17 protein-coding genes are annotated in these 19,322 nt (G+C 46.1%); 11 read left to right on the plus strand and 6 right to left on the minus strand.

Features of this window, described 5'->3' with window-relative positions; all coding sequences use genetic code 11:
- The 3 genes from LG211_RS18595 to LG211_RS18605 form a co-directional block, all read left to right on the plus strand.
- Positions 1-498: EF-Tu C-terminal domain-related protein (locus LG211_RS18595; RefSeq protein WP_269478176.1), on the plus strand; the 498-nt coding region annotated here is incomplete at its 5' end.
- Positions 499-600: 102 nt separating this feature from the next.
- Positions 601-1,014 carry a hypothetical protein gene (locus tag LG211_RS18600; protein ID WP_269478177.1) on the plus strand — a complete coding sequence of 138 codons (414 nt, stop codon included), beginning with the start codon at positions 601-603 and terminating at the stop codon, positions 1,012-1,014.
- Between the two features lie 673 nt (positions 1,015-1,687).
- Entirely contained in the window at positions 1,688-2,182 is a 495-nt protein-coding gene (locus tag LG211_RS18605; RefSeq protein WP_269478178.1) for a FliH/SctL family protein, read from the plus strand.
- Between the two features lie 45 nt (positions 2,183-2,227).
- Here the strand turns inward: LG211_RS18605 and LG211_RS18610 are convergent, their stop codons facing one another.
- Together LG211_RS18610 and LG211_RS18615 are read right to left on the minus strand one after the other, a co-directional pair.
- Positions 2,228-3,328 carry a DNA alkylation repair protein gene (locus LG211_RS18610; protein ID WP_148396134.1) on the minus strand — a complete coding sequence of 367 codons (1,101 nt, stop codon included), beginning with the start codon at positions 3,326-3,328 and terminating at the stop codon, positions 2,228-2,230.
- A 63-nt stretch (positions 3,329-3,391) separates the two neighbouring features.
- Positions 3,392-3,631: a hypothetical protein gene (locus LG211_RS18615; RefSeq protein WP_269478179.1), complete on the minus strand. Its 240-nt coding sequence runs from the start codon at positions 3,629-3,631 to the stop codon at positions 3,392-3,394.
- A 107-nt stretch (positions 3,632-3,738) separates the two neighbouring features.
- Here LG211_RS18615 and LG211_RS18620 point away from each other — a divergent pair, with 107 nt between their 5' ends.
- The gene (locus LG211_RS18620; protein ID WP_148396135.1) at positions 3,739-3,936 is read left to right on the plus strand and encodes a hypothetical protein; all 198 of its coding nucleotides are present in this window, start codon (positions 3,739-3,741) and stop codon (positions 3,934-3,936) included.
- A 78-nt stretch (positions 3,937-4,014) separates the two neighbouring features.
- On the opposite strand, the gene LG211_RS18625 is transcribed toward LG211_RS18620, so the two are convergent.
- The 3 genes from LG211_RS18625 to LG211_RS18635 form a co-directional block, all read right to left on the minus strand.
- Positions 4,015-5,502, minus strand: a complete 1,488-nt coding sequence (locus LG211_RS18625; protein WP_148396136.1) for a Na+/H+ antiporter NhaC family protein — start codon at positions 5,500-5,502, stop codon at positions 4,015-4,017.
- A gap of 102 nt (positions 5,503-5,604) precedes the next feature.
- Complete coding sequence (locus LG211_RS18630) at positions 5,605-6,372, minus strand: response regulator (RefSeq protein WP_269478180.1); 768 nt, start codon at positions 6,370-6,372, stop codon at positions 5,605-5,607.
- Between the two features lie 2 nt (positions 6,373-6,374).
- Positions 6,375-8,108, minus strand: coding sequence for a sensor histidine kinase (locus LG211_RS18635; RefSeq protein ID WP_269478181.1), 1,734 nt, complete (start codon positions 8,106-8,108; stop codon positions 6,375-6,377).
- Between the two features lie 202 nt (positions 8,109-8,310).
- On the opposite strand from LG211_RS18635, the gene aroD reads away from it, so the two are divergent.
- The 7 genes from aroD (at position 8,311) to LG211_RS18670 (ending at position 18,545) form a co-directional block, all read left to right on the plus strand.
- Positions 8,311-9,096: a type I 3-dehydroquinate dehydratase gene (gene aroD, locus LG211_RS18640; RefSeq protein WP_148396139.1), complete on the plus strand. Its 786-nt coding sequence runs from the start codon at positions 8,311-8,313 to the stop codon at positions 9,094-9,096.
- Positions 9,097-9,162: 66 nt separating this feature from the next.
- On the plus strand, positions 9,163-9,900 hold the full coding sequence (locus tag LG211_RS18645; RefSeq protein WP_269478182.1) for a hypothetical protein: 738 nt from the start codon (positions 9,163-9,165) through the stop codon (positions 9,898-9,900).
- The gene (locus LG211_RS18650; RefSeq protein WP_269478183.1) at positions 9,901-10,740 is read left to right on the plus strand and encodes an energy-coupling factor transporter ATPase; all 840 of its coding nucleotides are present in this window, start codon (positions 9,901-9,903) and stop codon (positions 10,738-10,740) included.
- Positions 10,725-11,588, plus strand: coding sequence for an energy-coupling factor transporter ATPase (locus tag LG211_RS18655; protein ID WP_148396142.1), 864 nt, complete (start codon positions 10,725-10,727; stop codon positions 11,586-11,588). Before LG211_RS18650 ends, LG211_RS18655 begins: the two co-directional genes overlap by 16 nt.
- Entirely contained in the window at positions 11,585-12,391 is an 807-nt protein-coding gene (locus tag LG211_RS18660) for an energy-coupling factor transporter transmembrane component T family protein (protein ID WP_148396143.1), read from the plus strand. The genes LG211_RS18655 and LG211_RS18660 overlap by 4 nt, the downstream gene beginning before the upstream one ends.
- 14 nt (positions 12,392-12,405) lie before the next feature.
- Positions 12,406-13,038 (plus strand): tRNA (guanosine(46)-N7)-methyltransferase TrmB, encoded by a 633-nt coding sequence (trmB, locus tag LG211_RS18665; RefSeq protein ID WP_253020375.1) that lies wholly within the window; start codon positions 12,406-12,408, stop codon positions 13,036-13,038.
- 245 nt (positions 13,039-13,283) lie between these two features.
- Positions 13,284-18,545 carry a Cna B-type domain-containing protein gene (locus LG211_RS18670; RefSeq protein WP_269478184.1) on the plus strand — a complete coding sequence of 1,754 codons (5,262 nt, stop codon included), beginning with the start codon at positions 13,284-13,286 and terminating at the stop codon, positions 18,543-18,545.
- A gap of 101 nt (positions 18,546-18,646) precedes the next feature.
- On the opposite strand, the gene LG211_RS18675 is transcribed toward LG211_RS18670, so the two are convergent.
- Complete coding sequence (locus tag LG211_RS18675; protein ID WP_253020373.1) at positions 18,647-19,297, minus strand: M23 family metallopeptidase; 651 nt, start codon at positions 19,295-19,297, stop codon at positions 18,647-18,649.
- Positions 19,298-19,322 lie beyond the last annotated feature (25 nt).

A 19,322-nucleotide genomic window follows, 5' to 3' on the forward strand; every position in this document is an offset into this window, starting at 1 on the left:
AGAGTCGAAAGAGGCTGCCTGAAGGTAGGAGAAGAAGTAGAAATCGTAGGACTGACCGAAGAAAAGAGAAAGGTCGTCGTAACGGGAATCGAAATGTTCAGAAAGCTGCTGGACGTAGCGGAGACCGGAGACAACATCGGAGCGCTCTTAAGAGGCGTGCAGAGAGATGAAATCGAAAGAGGGCAGGTACTGTCCGCACCGGGAACGATTCACCCGCACACAAAGTTCAAAGGCGAAGTATACGTGCTGAAGAAGGAAGAGGGCGGAAGACATACACCGTTCTTCAACGGATACAGACCGCAGTTCTATTTCAGAACAACGGACGTAACGGGAGATCTGCAGCTGCCAGAAGGAACAGAAATGTGCATGCCTGGAGATAACATCACCATGACAATCGAGCTGATCACACCGATCGCGATCGAAGAAGGACTGAGATTCGCCATCAGAGAAGGCGGAAGAACAGTCGGCTCCGGCGTCGTATCCGAGATCATCGAGTAATTAAAGATTGATATTAAAAAAGACCACCGGTTATCGGCGGTCTTTTTTTGCATTATTGCTTTTATTTATCATTTACACGGAAAGTTCAATAAGGAGAATACTATGAAGCGTAAAAAATGGATCGCGATATTATTGTGTCTCAGCCTGCTTTTGATCCCGGCAGCTGCGTATGCGGAAAGCCAGAAGGATAGCGCTGCGACAGAGAGCAGCAGCTCGTCGGAAGCGATGGATCCGGCAGAAAACACCACGGTAGAAGCAACAACGGAAGAATCCGCAGTATCGCCTTCTGAAAAGGCGGGGGGGGGGTATAGTATAGAAGAGAAAACCGCTGCCAAAGACACCATTGCCTTTTCCCAGCAAAAAGCCGCCGCCCCGTCCGCAGCCCAAGCCGCATGGGGAATAACAGTAAGCGGAGTGGAAAATCAAGACTGGGTTGCGGAGGCGAATCCGGACACAAACAAGATTGACCCCCTCACCCCGGAAACGTGGCACAAGATAAAAATAAAAAGCAATTAGCTGACGGTTAGTGGGACTACTACGGATTACGTCATGATTCAGCTGAAAACAATGTGGAGTCCATAACCCTTAACGCCCTGCAGCAGGGAGATAAAGAGAATATCCATAAAAAGCCGAAAACACACTTGCATTTAATAATGATCATATTACGGCTGGATTGATCTATGCCGCCCAACCCCTTTCCATAAAAGCAAAGTCCGTTATCACAGCAGGAACGACCGAGGAAATAAGGAATCAGGACGTGCTGTGAGGTATTGTTCCGAATCTGAAGGATTATCAAGACATTATTACTTCAGAACGAGAGATGCAACGCGGTTATAAATACGCCACAAGGCCCAGGGCAGGTAGGATACCGCAACCACCCCGCAGTCGGTGGAAGATCTCGAACTGTTATACTTGGACCTGCTTCTAGTGGTTTTGCCATGGTTATGGAAGCTACGCTAGACTACCCAAAATCGACCGAACCGACCGGAGAATCGACCGGACCGACGACCCCAACTGATCAGTCTGATCCCACTAATGCGACTGGCCCAACTAACACGACTGGCCAGATCGATCCGACCGAACCAGCCGCTCCGACTGACCGGATTGATCCGTCCAAAACCGCTGGATCTTCGGACAAGACTGCCGCTGAGACCTCTTCCACGCAGACGGGAGACTCCGGATTGTCTCTATGGATCTATCTGACTCTGATGTTGTCAGGTGTTGTGCTCGTGGCCTTTTTGTAAAGGTCATCAATGGCAATTACAAACAGGGAGCTGAAATTCTGGAGCGCTGTAAGGTTTTGAACGAATACAGCAGATTCATATACCTGGTACGGAAAAACTGGGAGAAAACGAATGACCTGGAAGCTGCCATCAAACAATCCATAGACACCTGTATTGAGGAAGGAGTCTTACGAGATTTTCTAAAGAAGAACGGTGGTGATGTTATGAGTTTTTTGTATGATGAACTGAGCAGAGAAGAGTGCGAAACGATTCGGGAGCAGGACGGCTATCAGAAGGGGTTATCGGAAGGCTTCGACAAAGGAATCGAACAGGGTATTGCAGCCCTGACAGAGCTCTGCCAGGATATGGAGCTTTCCAGAGCGGAAACGAAAGCCCGGATAGCGCAGAAGTTTTCCTTGTCGGAAGAAAAAGCTGAAAACTATATAGCAATACTGGACTGAGCATCCAGGCAAATGATTCTTTTGCCTGGATACGAGTCTTAGCCATTATAAGGCAGCCAATACTTCAAAATCCAGCGTGCCGCGTTCGGCGCCGTTTACAATCAGGGTGACCGAATGGATGCCTGGGTAGTGTTTCCTCGTACTTTTATCTGCAAAGGAATGGGATTTTGTGTAAGACTTCTTTCCATCGGCCTTGAAGGTAAGCTGGGATATTTGGAATATCTTACGATTTCGCCTGCCGCTTGATTTTACATAATCAATGCCATATTCCAGCCGCACCTTAGCTGCTTTTTTTGTCTCAATTTCAAAGGAAAAGATCATATCCGCCCCAATGGAAACAGATGCACTTACCAGCGAAAAGCCGTAAACCTTCACACAATCGGCATCTGCAAACCCTAAAAGGTCAAACACATCCCGGCGGCCCTTTTTTAGAAGCGTTCTGCATCCATGCCTTACAATCCAATCAGTGCCCTTGTCTTTGCCGTACCAGTCCCGAGCGATTTTTACCACAAGGTCAGGATGTGTTTTAGAGATATCGTTTAGATTGTTGGCTACACTTTTACGGACATACGGCGATGGGTCAGCTTTCAGCAGCTCTAAAATACAAAGAACGGGAACTGGGTTTTTTTGAAAACTGGGCAGGGCTTGTCCCCAAGGCAGCCTGGGGCGGCATCCCTCGCTGGCAAGCCGCCGGACATGTTCGTTGTCATCCTTAGCCCAGGCGGCCATCTGCGCCATCATGCGTTCTTCATCATTGAGAATGAAGGCTCTTACAGCAAATTCGGCAGAAGCGTACTGGGTATACCTTGCCAAAGCAGCCATAGAGACATCCCAATTTTCTTGATCCTGCCCGTAAAGCTCAACAAAGCCCGGAAAGAAAAAGGCAAATCCGTCCAAGGAAATTTCATAATTTCGTATCACTTGATTGATGATCTGAATCGCCCTTTTATAGTCAGCCGGCAAGTATTTCCCCAAATTCATACTAATCTGCATAATCCGCTGCTTGAATTCTAAACAGTCCCACGCTTTGTCCATCGTTGAATTCAAAAACGCTTCTGCCGGAAATTCATCATAGACCGTTTGAATCTCCAGTGCAAGCTTGTATAGCGATTCGTGATTAAACCTGTCTTTATATAAACCCGCCATATCCTTCTCCTTTGAATTTTATTTTGCCGAGAGCCCTTCAACACTAGCGGTTTCATTTTAATATTAGCCCATGGAAATGTCAAACAACGCATTTCCTCTCATGCGGCTGTTATGAAACCGGCTTGCCCGCTGGCGCCGTTCAGGAATCTTTTTCATCAGTACGGGCTTGCAAGGCACAACAAAGAAGTGGATCGCCATATTATTATGTCTCAGCTTGCTTTTGATCCCGTAGATCCGTATATATATTTTAATAAAAGGAAGCTCAACGATCCAGATGGTGATCGAACCTTGTGGCCCTTTCATATTAACGATGAGCTTATTTTAGGCACCTACACCTTCATACAAACACCGAAAAACGGGAAGATAGGCCCGCTTGATCCCCCGGATACGGTACTTGGGATCCTCAGATTGTGCCCAAGACAGGGCGGAAAGAAGGAACCTATAAGGCGGCCGTTACAGCGTCCGGGGACAGGGATCAGCAGACCCCTAAAACCGGCGATGAGAGGGCGTCAATGGGCTGGGAAGTATTGCTGGCGATCCTTTCCCTTATGATAGGAAGCGCAGTCATATTGGGATACAGGAGGGGAGTTGGAAGCGAACATAAGTAGAAATTTACGGGCCTTGGGCATCTGGTGAAATTCTGGACGCCGCGAGGCCCGTTTTCCCTTTGCTGAAAGCAACCCTATCTAGAATAAAAAGCCGCAGATTAAAAATCCGATGGCAGCGAAGACGCCGGCCAACAGGCCGAAAGGCATCTGTGTAAAAGCATGACGGAAGTTATCGCATCCGCAGGCCGAAGACGTGAGGATGGTGGCATCGGAATAGAAGCAGCAATGACTTCCCAGAACTCCGGCGGAGAGAACTGCGCCGACAGCCAGAGCCATGTTGACGTCCAGTTGCTGCGCCAGAGGAATGACGATTGGCAGGGCGATGATATACATGCCCCAGTTGGTACCGGTTATGAATTCGGTTACAGCCAGGGCCATGAAAATAATGAACGGCATCAGGGCCGGGGTCATAATCTTCGCCGCAGAGCTGATTACATAGGCCGTGAAGCCGATCTGGTCATTGACTTCGGCAAACAAGAAGGCGAGCACCATCAGCATCAGGGGCAGGATCATGCTTTGAATTCCCTTGACGCAGGTATCGGCAAAATCCATGGCCGACATGATGCCCTGCAGCAAATAAAGGATAAACATAAATACGAGGGTGCAGAGAACCCCCATCTGCATATCGACATCGAAGATGATGGTGGAACCCACTAAAACGATGATGGGCAGGAAAAGATTGATCATTCTCGGATTAGCCGGCATTTCAATATCCCCAGCATTGGCGTGGATATCGATTTTTTCCGACCCCGGAGGCGCCAGAGGTCCGCCTTCAGCAACACGTTTTTCCGCGCCTTTCATAGGACCGAATATGGGTACGATGCCAAAGACAACCAGCGGAACCAGCAGAGCTGCCGCCCAGCCGTAAAAGTTAAAAGGTATCGTATAAATAAAATAGATAAGGCCGTCTCCCTTGGGTGCCCAGCCGTTGGTTTCCAACAGCCTTCCGCAGAACACCGCCCAAGTGGAAATGGGGATCAGTACGCACAGCGGCGCGGCGGTGGAGCTGACAACATAGGATAAAAACTCACGGGGAACCTTATGCTTATCCGTGAGGGAAGTCATACAGGAACCTACGGTCAGGGAATTGAGATAGTCATCGATAAAGATAACCACGCCCAGCAGCCAGGTCCACATGAGTGCGGACTTTCTGCTCTTGGCTTTGGTGGCTGCCCACTCGCCGAAGGCAAAGGCGCCGCCGGACCGTTCGATAAGGCTGATAATACTGCCCATGAGGCCGCAGACGATAATCAGCCAGGCGATATCTTCGGCCATCATCACGTTGAGCAGAGAATCGCTGAAGGTACTCAGCAGATTGCCGCCTTCCGAAACCATGATAAAACCCATGATGGAAGCTAGAACCAGCGATTCCAGGATACGTTTGGTCGCAAAGATATAGATGACCAGGAATAACGCCGGGATCAGTGACCAGGCTCCCAGCTGGGAAGGATCGTCTGGTATGAAAAGTTTGGTTACGATATAAGTAATAAGGATGACGAGCACCACTGCGATCAAGGAACGCAAGGGTTTGAAGTTGTAGGCTTCCGCCTTTAGTTTGTCAGTCATGTTTCACTCCTTTCTTTGATATAAAAATAACAATTAAAAAAACCAACGCAAATCACTTTGCATTGGTTTTAATAAACGAACAGAAAACAGACTGTTTTTTCATTAACCTTTCCAATGAAATATCAGCTTATGAATATCTTGTTTCACGTCAATGGCGATTTCAGATACTTCCACATCCATGTTTAAGCAATCTGCGATCAGCCTCCGTATTTCCTCGCCTTTTATGGAGAAAAATAATTGCCTGTTCTGTTTAATTATAGCAATATTCTGAAAATTGTCAAGTAACGTTTTTTCATAAGGAGTCAAAACGCCTACTGCGGTCAGTTCCAGGCAGTTATCGGAAATCAGTACTTTAACGTCTAAAGGTCCCTTTCCGGTGGCGGCTTTTAAGAAGGATGAAAATTCTTTTTTGATGGAGGATTCAAATTCTTTTTTATGGGACAGAACGGTGGGAGGAAGAGCGTGGTCCGCACTGCAGCGCTGTTCCACTTCCCCGGCCATCAATGCCAGCTCATCCATCAATGCTGGCAGATCCAGGGGCTTGACGATATACTTGTCGATGCCCACATCCACGGCATCCAAAATGACCTTCGATTCGCTGACCGCTGTGGTGATAATTACAAAGGGCTTATGGCCGGCAGCCTTAATCTGCCGGATCATTTCGACCCCGCCCATATTGGGCATAAAGAGATCCGCAATAATGATTTCCGGCTGGTAAGTTTGAAAAAGGCTCAAGCCTTCTGCGCCGTCTCTAGCGGTAAACAAGCGGCCTACACGCCGTTTCAGCATGGATGCCAGAGCATCTCTGGCATTGTCATCGTCTTCTACATAGAGGACTTTTACCTTTTCCAAGGGCGTGTTTTCATGCATGGTTATTTCCCCCCTTCCGTAGGTATTTCGATAATACAGCTGACCCCGCCGCCGCCGTTTATGAGGCGGATGGTGCCGTTCATACGCTTTTCGATAATGATTCTTGAAATATAGAGGCCAAGTCCAGTGCCTTGGTCGGAGGACTTGGTGGTATAGTATTGATCGAAGAGTTTGGCAAGCTGCTCGTCTGGAATCGGATCGCCCGCATTAAAGATTTCCAGCTGAGTATGGTGGGTTCCTTGGTGCATACAAGTGTGGATGGATATGCGTATGCGGCGGTCTTCAGGACCACTTTCCAGGATCGCATCGCGGGCGTTATTTAAAATATTAAAGAGCACGTGGGAGCATTCGTTGGCATTCCCATAAGCATAATACGTCTGCTTTGCATCAAAATCCACAGTAATGTTATTTCTGCGCAAGCTTTCTTCCATCAGGGAAAGAGCTAGGGCGATGCACTTGTTAAGCTCAAAAGAGCAGTTTTTAGCAGGAGGCTTGAGAAACTGGGTGAAATCGGTGATGGTCCGCGCCATGGTTTTGGTGATGGTTTCGATTTTATCGGCGGCAGCAGTCATGGTTTCTTTGTCCAGGGCGTCATAATTATAGGCGTCCAGCAAATTTTCAATGATCAAGTGGATGCTGTTGAGGGGCTGCTTCCATTGATGGGTTATATTGCCCATCATTTCGCCGATTTTCGCTTGCCTTGCTTGATAGACCAGCAAAACGTCTTTTTCGTAGTTCTCCTTTTCCAAGAGCAGCTGCTTTTCTTCAATTGGTTTGGAAAAGGCTCGGGAAAAGAAAACGGCTAAAATGATAATCACTGTCAGTGTAATGATGAAAATGATAAGAAAGGCATTTTTTAGCTGGTCAATAGCATGGTAGGCTTCGGACTGGGGCTGTACTGTAGCTAGCATCCACCCGTTGGAAAGGGGAGCATAGGCCACCATCATCTTTTCACCGGCAGTAAATTCGGATACGGATGCCTGACCTGCCTTAATTAAGCTTTGCGCTTTTGGATTTTTTGGTGCAATAATAGGATTGCCTTTCTCATCAAGAAGAAAGGCATAACCGCGGGGATAAAGCTTCATGGAGCTGACCAAATCCAAAGTCGTATCTGTAGTAATGTCAGCTCCCGCCACACCGACAAATTGTCCGTTTATGCAGATGGCTCTGGAGTAAGAAAGGACACTGAGACTTACATCCCGATCGTAATAGGGGCCGGTCCAGGATGGGGAACCGGTTTCTTGGGGTTTGAAGAAGTAAGCCACGTCCTCGTCGTATGGCAGAGAAAAATTCCTTTTATTAGCGGCAAAATCTGCAGCAATATAAGTGATCTGGCCGTCCATCCGAGCGTACCATACTTCATCGTTACGGGATGTAAACTCTGGGTTATATGTGACGTAAAGGCCGTGGGCCAGCTGAGTGGCAGAGAGGCTATTTTTAATAATCCTTTTTAAATCGCGGTTAAAAGACTTTACATATTGCGGGTTGCTGCGGCCCTTTTTTGCATCAAAAGCAGCCGTAACCGTGCCGGTCAAAGAATCGACCAGTCCTTCGATATGGCTAAATTTGGAACTGAGCCCATTGGCCTGTTCTTTCGTTGATGCCAGGAGCTGGGTCCTGGTTTCATCCTCCAGCAAAGAGGAACTTCGATAAAGGGTCGCAGCACCGATGATCAGACTGACGGACAATGATATTAAAATAATGGTAAGAACGAGTCTTGCAGTTATACTTTTCATATTGTCATTATAGCAGTTTATCTGAACCTGGGGAAGATTTGTTTTGGCGGACACCGCTGGAATAGGGGAGGGGCTGTCCTTGTGATACTGGAATGTGCCTGGCAAAGCCTTTCCCGCAGTAAAACATTGTGCCGTCTGCTTGACGAACCCATAAAAGTGTACTAAACTAAGGAATAGCAAAGCATTGAGGAGAAGTGAGAATATGAATACATTGACAATCGGAGATTTGGTTTTGGGTAAAGGAATGCCGAAAATCTGTATACCTCTTACCGGGTTCAGCCAGAACGAGATATTAAAAGAAGCTGAGTTGACAGAAACGTTGCCGTGCCAGCTGGTAGAGTGGCGGGCTGATTATATGCTGAGCAAGATGAAAGAGGAAACTCCCCAGAGGCAGGGCGAAAAACTCAAGCAGGTGCTGGGCTATTTGCGCATTGCCCTCGACGTACCAATCATCTTTACCATCCGTACGGAAAAAGAAGGCGGGATGGTGAAGATGGATAAAGAAGACTATTTTAAGATCAACGAGCTGATCGCAGAAGGCGGGATGGCAGATTTTATGGATATAGAGACATTCGACGCACCGGGGCAGGTAGACGAAGAGCGAATTCGCGATTTCATTTTTTATGCCCATAAAAATGGATCGAGAGTGCTGCTTTCTAATCATGATTTTGAGAAGACACCTGATTTGGAGGAAATGCTGGCAAGGTTTTTTGTTATGCAGGAATTGGGAGCAGACATGATGAAACTTGCAGTTATGCCAGAGTCAGAAAGTGATGTGTTCAGCCTACTGGAAGTTGCGGCGTTGATGCGGGATACATATGCAGAAATTCCGTTTATCGCATTATCCATGGGAGAGCTGGGGGCTACTACCAGAATCTGCGGCGGCGAGTTCGGCTCGGTAATTACCTTTGCGGCCGGACAGAAGGTTTCTGCTCCTGGACAACTGGATGCCAACGCCCTGCATGAATTCCTCGTGCAATATTACTGATGGACATAGGAATTTCCTATGATATAATAGTGCGGGTGCACGGCAGATTTTAGGGAGAGGATGGATATGAAAAAGAGAGCGGTTCTTTTTTTTCTGCTTGCAGCCGTGCTGATGCTGGCAGCCTGCGGAAAAGATCCGGTTGACATACAAAAAGAATACGTGGCGATGATGGAAAAGCCGGTATCTGAACATCAAATTGAAAAAGTAGAGGCATATTTAAAAGAAACTATTCCCAATATGAGTGAAGAAGCGGCAGATGAAATGCTGATCGAATATGAAACCTATCTTTTCCCTTATTATGATGGAATGATCGATTATGACAAGATCTTGCAACTCTATGGATCCTACGCCAGCGACGATTATCGAAATCTATGCGCAATAAAGAATAAGGAACAGAAAAAACCGGCAACTAAGGCTGGAAAACTGACGATATCAAGACAGGAATTATGTAATAGAGCTGCAGAGGTAGAACACCTGATCCGCGGAGAAAAGGAGAAAAAGCCCATTCATCAGGATGCGGACGCGCTGTATAAAACGTATATAAAGCTGCTTCTTGCAGGCACTGCTGACAGCCCAAATTTTAATTTGAAAAGCGGCCGCTTTTTGGAAGATGCAGATAAGGTCTACCGGACCTATGCAGCAGAAAATCCGGATACGGTGCTTGCTGACATCCTCAGCCAATACTTGGAATATGTCAAGAACATGCACGGAACATTGGATTTGAAAAACGCGGAGGCGGTTAAAGCCTATTACAGCACCTGTACCTATCTGGAGGCAGAAGCAGGAAAGAGAGTAATGGAATAAATGAACAATATGATACAAATCGAAGATTTGGTATTTGAATATACGCGGGACGAAGATCAGAAGCATGTACGTGCCATTAAAGGAATCTCTCTGTCAATTGAAAGAGGCAGCTTTACGGCCATCATCGGTAAAAATGGTTCTGGGAAATCCACCCTGGCAAAGAATATCAACGCCTTGCTGCTGCCCAGCAGCGGGGCTGTTTATGTTAACGGTTATGATACGAGAAAAGAAGAGAACATTTGGGATGTTCGACAGAGCGCGGCCATGGTATTTCAGAATCCAGACAATCAGATCGTATCGTCCATCGTTGAAGATGACGTGGCTTTTGGTCCGGAAAACCTGGGTGTACCTCCAGGCGAGATTCGAATACGGGTCGACCATTCTCTGAAGGCAGTAAATATGTACCAGCATAGAAAAAAGGCTCCCCACCTGCTGTCGGGCGGACAGAAACAGCGGATTGCCATTGCCGGCGCTATCGCAATGAAGCCCGACTGCATTGTCTTTGATGAGCCTACTGCCATGCTGGATCCCAAGGGGCGCAGTGAAGTAATGTCTATTATTAAGGGCTTGCATGAAGAAGGGATTACTGTTGTTTTAATTACCCACTTTATGGAGGAAGCTGCTGAGGCAGAACGGATTGTAATTATGGACCAAGGAAAAATCGCCTTGGACGGCACTCCCAGGGAGGTGTTTTCCCGGGGCGACGAGATTCGGGCAATGAACCTGGATGTGCCTTTAACCATCGAACTATGTCATCGGCTGCGAAAGCGAGGCATTGCAGTGCCGGAAAATATCATCAATATGGAAGAAATGGTTGAATTCTTATGTCAATACAAGTAAAACATTTAACACATATCTATAGTGAAGGCATGCCCCATCAGTCTATCGCACTGGAGGATGTGACCTTTAGTGCTGAGGACGGCCAATTTGTCGGCATTATTGGACATACGGGATCGGGAAAATCTACCTTGGTTCAGCATTTGAACGGGCTGCTTAAACCGAAGTCCGGAACCATTGTTGTCAGTGGAACCGATATTACGGGGGAAGGTGTGGTGATGCGGGACATCCGCAAGAAGATTGGGCTGGTTTTCCAGTATCCGGAATACCAGTTGTTTGAAGAGACTGTGGAGAAGGATGTGGCTTTCGGGCCTCTTAATCTGGGTCTGAATGAAGACGAGGTAAAGGCCCGGGTCCGCGAAGCGCTTCTTTTGGTAGGTCTTGATTATGATGAAATTCATGAGCGGTCTCCATTCGATTTGTCAGGAGGGCAGAAGCGGCGTGTTGCCATTGCCGGGGTCATTGCCATGAAGCCGGAAGTCTTGATTCTGGACGAGCCGACAGCGGGTCTGGATCCAAAGGCTCACCAGGATGTGCTGCAGATGATCGAGACGATTCATACCCATGAGAAAAATATTATATTTCTAGTATCCCATAACATGAACGATATTGCCCGCATGGCTGATAAAATTTTGGTGATGGACAGCGGCCGGCTGGTGATGCAGGGGACTCCGGAGGAAGTATTTTCTAGAGAAGAAGAGCTGACTTCAATGGGGCTTGCACTGCCGGAATCTGCTCAACTGATGAAACTGGCCAAGCAAAAGAATTTGCCTTTTACAGGGAGTTTTCTTCGCATGGAAGACGCGGAAGAAGCACTATATCAATTTTTAAAAAAGGAATCGTTTAAATGATAAGAGATATTACACTGGGGCAGTATTACCCAGGTGAATCCTGGATCCACAGGTTGGATCCCAGGGTCAAAATTATAGTTACATTAGCTTATATTGTCGCCCTCTTTGTGGTGACGGATTTCTGGGGGCTTCTGATTGCGGTGGTGGTATTGGGCATTGTGATTGCCGTTTCGAGGGTGCCGCTTAAATTCATGCTCAAAGGTTTGAAACCCATATTTTTGATTATTTTATTCACCTTTGTGCTGAATATGTTTATGATACCAGGAAAGGTCATAGCCCATATCTGGATTCTGACGATTACTGAGGAAGGCTTAAATACCGCCTTTTTTATGGCAGCGAGGTTGATTTTGCTGATTATAGGCTCGTCCCTTCTGACGCTGACCACCAAACCCATCAGCCTTACCGATGGCATTGAAGCGCTGCTTTCTCCTTTAAAGCGGATTGGTGTCCCTGCTCATGAGCTGGCGATGATGATGACCATCGCCCTGCGATTTATTCCTACTCTGCTGGAGGAAACCGATAAGATTATGAAAGCGCAGCAGGCCAGAGGCGCCGATTTTGAAAGCGGCAATATCATCCGCCGGGCCAAAAGCCTGATTCCGCTGCTGGTGCCGTTGTTTATCAGTGCGTTTCGAATTGCTCAGGAATTAGCTATGGCGATGGAAGCCCGCTGCTACAGGGGTGGACAGCACCGCACCAGAATGAACGGAATGAAGCTTGGCAAGCGAGATTTGGCAGCCGCCATTTTGCTGATCGCTTTTCTGGCAGTGATTATTTTGGAAAGAGTATTGATAGGAAGATAAAGGATTGCAAGAAAATGAGACAGCGTAAAGCAAAAAATATGGAAGAACGTATGGCGGCTCTAAGTCATTACTTGATCGAGAAGCCGGAAACATACAAAGGAAATTGGACGTCAGCATTCGACCAGGAAGGCCCTCTTTATCTGGAGCTGGGCTGCGGAAAAGGCCAATTTCTGATTGGCCGCGCTCAATCATCTAAAGACGCCAATTTGATCGGTATTGAAGGGCAGGACAGCGTTCTGCTGCGGGCCCTCGAAAAAGTGGATGCGGCGCAAATCGTCAATTTGCGATTTGTGCATATGTTCGTGCGCGATATCCGAGATCTCTTTGAAGAAGGAGAGCTTGCTGGTATTTATCTCAACTTCAGCGATCCTTGGCCCAAAGCACGTCATGCCAAACGGCGTCTTACCTATGGTGAATATTTAACCCGTTATAAACAGATCCTTGCAAAGGATGGCTTTATCGCTGTCAAAACAGACAACGACGGCCTCTTTGACTTCACAATAGAAGAAGCCCAGCGAATGGGCCTGGAAGTGAAGGAAATGACCAGGGATTTGCATGGCAGCAAGTATGAAGCAAGGGATGTTACCACGGAATATGAGGATAAGTTTCGGGCTGCCGGTAAAAAGATCAATTATGTACTGCTGTAAACACAAATGAATAAAATGAAAGCCGGAAGCGGCCGGGCGTGAGCAAACAAGAAGCTCTACGCCCGGCTGCTTTTTTGTGGCCGCTGCTAGACAGCGATTGGTGCCATACTTCGGTTCTCCCATAGACAAAAAAACAGCTTGGCAAAATAAATTGTTCGAATTGTTAAAAACAGCCAAAATGTAACGTAGATGTAACAAATCGTGGTTACGATGTAACTATATTTAGCACGAACCAGGAGGAGAAAATGAAGAGGAAAAAGAAACGTACACGGCTTATCGCAATTTTAGCAGTCGTGATCATGGCCTTTATACAGGCGACGCCTGTATCCTTTGCGGAGCAAAACACCAATAGCGGCTCCAGCCAACAAATTACAGATACCAGTAAAAAGGTACAGATCTATGAGAATGGTGACCTGAAGATAGACAAATATATTGAAGGCACTGATACGGAAAACAAGTTTCAAGTCACTCTAGATGTAACAACTACGGAAAAACTGGATGAAATTCCGACATCAGCAGATGCAGCTGTTGTACTCGTGATGGATACATCCAATAGCATGAGCGATGAGAAGATAGCCGGCAGTAAAAAGAGCCGTGCCGATGCGGCAGTAGATGCAGCAAAAAGCTTTATTGATGCATTTGGTACAGTAGAAGGCAGTTTAACTGAAAAACGGCTTATCAAGCTGGTCCAGTTTGGAAGCAATGCAAAAGTAAAAAACGGATGGAATTGGGAGAATGTGCTTTCTTCTAGCGGTAAAAAACGCAGTAAAGAAGATATCAATAGTCTCGATTGGTCGAATGGAGGTACCAATATTGAGGGCGGCCTTCAGCTGGCATATAATGTAATAAAAGCCGCTGATCAGGATGGTACGCTCGAGGGTATTAAAAATGTAAATGTAATTATGCTGACGGACGGGTGCCCCACCTATCATATTGCTGATGATGCATCACGAAATTCAACCGCTTATATAAAAGGGGCGCGTGGAGGCGGAAACCGCGCTTCCTGGAACGATCATAACTCAGTAACAAAAGATGGAGGTATCGCTCAGAAAATAAAAGAACTGAAAGTTAATGAGAGCCCGGTTTCTTTGTACTCGATCGCATTTGCTACTGGAAATGCTTCCTTCCAGCAGTCGCCAAGAGGCAACTATAAAAATCAGAACGTCTTTACCTGGCTCAGCGGATTTTCCAGTAAAGCGTTTAAATCGGACGATACGGAGGAATTGATTAACAATTTCAACGCAATCTTGACGCTGATCAAATTAGGCGCCGAGGCATGGTATGCGACAGATCCAATGGGGGAAAACATTCTTTATCTTGGAAAGTCCAGCCAGGGAGGCTCTCAAACCGAGAATGCCTTTACATATAATGAAAGCAAAAGACAGCTGACCTGGGATCTTAAGAACAGCCCGAGGACGGAACAGAAAGACGGGAGAAAAACGTATTACTCGTATACGTTGACCTATCCAATTGCACTGGATACAACTCAAAAAGGGTTCGAGTTCCAAAAATCAGTCGAAACAAACGGGTTGACGGACTTGGCTTACTTTATGTTCTCTAAGGTAAATGACGATCAGGTCCTCAGCAAATTAAACCATCAACAATTTGAAGTGCCCAAAATCCAAGGATTTTGCGGGGACTTCACTTTCAAAAAAGTAAAAGAGGATAAAAAGACGGCCTTACCGGGAGCGAACTTTCAATTAAGCGGCACTGCTTCAGGCAGCGAAAAAACCGTCATAATGAATGCTGCATCCGGCGAGGATGGTACTGTATCCTTTGACAAAATCCCTGCAGGAAATTATAAACTTAGTGAAACAACAGCACCGGAAGGTTATGAAGCGAGTTCGTCAAAGTATGATGTAAAAGTGGCTTATGGAAACGTAACCATTGAAGGAAAGCCAGCAGAAGAATTTACGGCTATCGCAAATACGCCAAAAAAAGTTCAGCTGAACGTTCATAAAACAATTAAACTGGAAGCCCAGGCGAATCCGAAGGATATTCCGGACACGCTTTGCTTTACCTTCAATCTGTATAAAAACGGCGGCAGCGCCGGAGAGCCAAAAGTCGAGGGCAATGCTCTGCAATCTTTGACAATCACGGCAAAAGAATTGAAAGAACAGGGATTGGCCTTGGAAAAAGCGTTTACAGATAAAGTTAAGTCAGGAGAGTACGTAATTATAGAGGATACGTCTAAGGTTCCTGCAGGGTGGGAATACGACACAAAAATGGTCGCGGTAACGGTTGCCGATGGAAAGGCGGTCTACAGCAGCGGAGGAAACAACTTTGAAAATAAATTCTACGGATTAACGGATATCACTGCGCAAAAAGAATGGAAATACAACGATTTCCAAGATAAAAAAACTCCAACCAGTGTTCAGTTTGAGCTGTGGCATAAGATCGGCACACAAGAGAGTAAGGTGGATATTACTGGAAATCCGGCCACTTTAAGACCGGACTCAAACGGAGAATGGAAGGCAAGCACTAAGGTGACCTGGGAGAACCTTCCCCAGTATTCAATTGCACAAAACGGAATCGCTACAAAAATTCATTATTTTGTAAAGGAAATCAATATTGCAGATGATGATGCAGATCATTATGATTCCAATATAGATGACAGCGGGCTGAACGTTACCAATGAATATAAGAAGCCAGGTCCGACTCCCGAAATTTCCAAGAAAATTGAAATTGCGGGCGATGAAGCAGGTACGATTCCAAAGGAATTCTCTTTCCAATTCAAGCTGTATAAAGGAACACAAGAACTCGGTACTGCAGTGATCAGTAATGACACCGAAAAGCAAGAAGGTGTTTACGGCCCGGTAAAGTTTGTCGGTTCTGATAATAAACCCGTCAAATTGGCGAAGGGTGACTATATAATCCAAGAGACCGCTGCTGATGGGTGGGGAAAAGCCGATGACATAAGAGTCAAAGTTGATTCGTACGGCGATATTACCTACAATAATCAAAACAGCGTGACCGCTACCAACACATGGCTGGGTCTTAAAGATGTGACCGCCGAAAAAATTTGGTCGGATGGAAATGACCAGGATAAAGTAAGACCAGACAAAATTACGCTGGCGCTGAAAAAGGATGGCACGCTCATCGAAGACAGCAAGCAGGAAATTACAGTTGATGGGTCCAAAAACAAAGATGTTGCAGTATGGAAGAAGCTCCCGGTTTATCATCCGGATAAAACAAAGATTCATTATACAGTGGTCGAGTTCAACGGAGACAAGGAAGTGACTGACAGCTACGATGACGAGTATACAACCGTTTACAGCGGCCTTACAGTAACAAATACACATGTACCGGATAAAACTGCAGTAAAGGGCACGAAAATCTGGAAAGACGGGGAGGATTTATTTAAGACCAGACCGGACAGCGTTGAAGTAACACTCTTTGCTGACGGCGCTGCGACCAATCGAAAAACAAAGGTGACAAAAGAAAATAACTGGACATATGAATTCAAGGAACTGCCCGTGTATAAAGATGGTGTAAAAATCGACTATTCGGTAAAGGAAACAAAAATAGGCGATCAGAAGGTGGAGACAGAAAATCAAAAAGAAACTGCTGCCGGCTATATTGTAACCTATGATGGTACCAATATCATCAATACACTGGATGATTATGAGGCTTATTCCTGGGATGGAACGATTAAAGTCACAAAGAACGTTACCGCGGACAGCCGGCCGCAGAAGGTAACGGATACCTTCTATGTGGCACTCTTCAGCGATAAAGAATGCACCATTAGAGCGCAGATGCCGGATCCGAATCCTGAAGGTCAGGGGGCAGACATGGATATCCCTGTTCAGAAAATCCAACTCAGCGGCAGTGATACAGGCACGGCAGAATTTAAAGGCATCCCGGTCGGCACCGCTGATGAGGCGATCACTTACTATCTGGCCGAAGTAGCAGATGACAGCGGACAACTACTTGGTGAGGATTATGAATATCGTGCATCCATAAAGGTTGACGGAACACCAGGCAATCAGATCGAACTGACTGTAAAAAACCATCAGGGGAAAGCAGAAATAACCAACTCCTTTAATAATGAAACCTCTGTCAAGGGTGTTAAGAATTGGGAAAACGATCAATTCGTAGCAGATTTGTTCCGGCCGGACAGCATTACGGTAAAATTGCTTCAAAATGGGAAAGTATATCAAACGAAAGAGGTAAAAGCCGACGACAATGGGGAGTGGATTTATACCTTTGATAAGCTGCCTAAATTTGATAAGCACGGAACCTTATATCAATATACGGTAGATGAAGTGGCGGTAGATGGATATTCAGTGACTGCAGAAGGAATGGATTTGACGAACACGCTGCAAGGTTATCTGGCCGGCTCAGTTTCCATTACCAAAAAGGTTACGCTCAGAGGCAGTCCATACAATGTGGCCGGTGTGTTCTACGCAGGAATATTTACAGATCCGGCGTGCAAGAATATTCTTACTGTAAATCAGGACGGCAGGGAAGTGTCTGCAGTAGCAGCCCTTCCGGTGGATGGCACTCAGAGTCAGGCTGTGACGGTCGATGGCCTGCCCTTGGGAGCTGGCGGAGAACCAGTTAAATACTATATTGCGGAAACGGACAGTAAGGGAAATGCCATCACCGAAGGCAATGAGTTTACCATCAGCATTGATCACCCAGAGGTAACGGTAGACGCGCGTGGTACAAAAGCAGTAACAATTACCAACGAATATACCCAAAAAGCAGAACTGAGCGGGACCAAAACCTGGAATGACGATAATAACGCAGAAAATAAACGGCCGGCTTCCATCAAAGTAACGCTGCTGCAAAATGGAAAGGTATATAAAGATCCCATTACAGACAGCGCGCTTGTAAAAACGGTTACTGCAAAAGATAATTGGTCCTATCATTTTGTTAATCTTGCGGATAAAGATGAAACGGGAAAACCATATGAGTATTCGGTAATGGAAACAGGCGCTGAAGCAGCGTATACGTCGGAAGTGAGCGGTATGAATCTGGTCAATACCCTCAACGTGGAGCAATACTACTACCAAGGGACCATCGACATTACGAAAAAGACGATGCTGAGGGATAAAGCCTATAATGTGGATGATGTATATTATGCAGGTGTTTTTACTGACAGCCATTATACAAATTTGCTGACCGATGAAAACGGCGAGGATATCATCTACGCGATCGCACTGGATAATGAATCGCAGGCTTCGATCCAGGTGCCTGTTCCTGCAGGAGCGAAGGGGGAAGCAATCACTTATTATGTAACAGAAGTTGATGAATATGGAACTCCTGTCGATTCGTCCGGCAGTCAGCAGTTTACCTGCGAAGTCAAAGGCGGGGTCTGTTCCGTTAAGGGCGGCGGCACTGGTAAGGTCACATTTACAAATACTTATCAAGTCAAAAAAGTTCCTCAGACGGGTGATTCTGATTCCAGCATGCTTTGGCTGCTGCTTCTATTGATCCTGGCAACACTCACATTAGGCTATGTTTTGATTTATAGAAAATTGGTCTCAGGAAGAAATAAATAGTTTACAGATATATGAAAAACCATATACTGGAGGATCTCATTCCTCTTTGTATATGGTTTTTTGATACAATTGACATGATCCCAGCAGATCGTTTTATTCGATTATAAGCCTTTAATATAATCGGTTGGGTCGACATAAGCGCTATCTCTAGTCATTTCCAGATGCAGATGTGATTCCTCCAACGTCTCGAATAGAGCAGTTTCCCCTACAATCCCGATGACATCTCCTTGCTTTACTACATTGCCTTCCTCGGTAAGCCCCTTCTCCGCAAGATTGGAATAAATGGATACAATGCCATTACCATGCGTAATTTCCACTGTCATACCATAGCGATCATCTTCAGCAACTTTTGTAACCGTGCCGCCTGCGATGGCTTTGACTTTCGTACTAAGAGCAGCGGCGATATCGATGCCCGGATGGGTCATATACTGGTCCAGAGTCTTTGAATAGATGGGCATATCCATGGAATACTCCATTTGTATCTTTCCATTTAAGGGTGCGATGTAATCGGCGGATGCTTTTTTCTCAGCTTTTTTTTCCGAATTCTTGCTGTCCACTACCGGGGTCTGCGCAGCCGCCTGTGTACCTTCCGTTTCCGTTTTCGTATTTTTGGAAATTTCCATATTCTTGTCTTCGGTATTCAATTTATCCAAATTGGATTTAACTGCAAATACTGAGGTAAGCGCTACGACACAGAAACACAGGACCAACGCCAGTGCTGCCCGATCTTTTTTCTTTTTCTTTTCTCGCATAAAGTTTCACCTCCAATATTCTTTA

This window comes from Hominibacterium faecale, from assembly GCF_020734085.1.
GTDB lineage: Bacteria > Bacillota > Clostridia > Peptostreptococcales > Anaerovoracaceae > Hominibacterium > Hominibacterium faecale.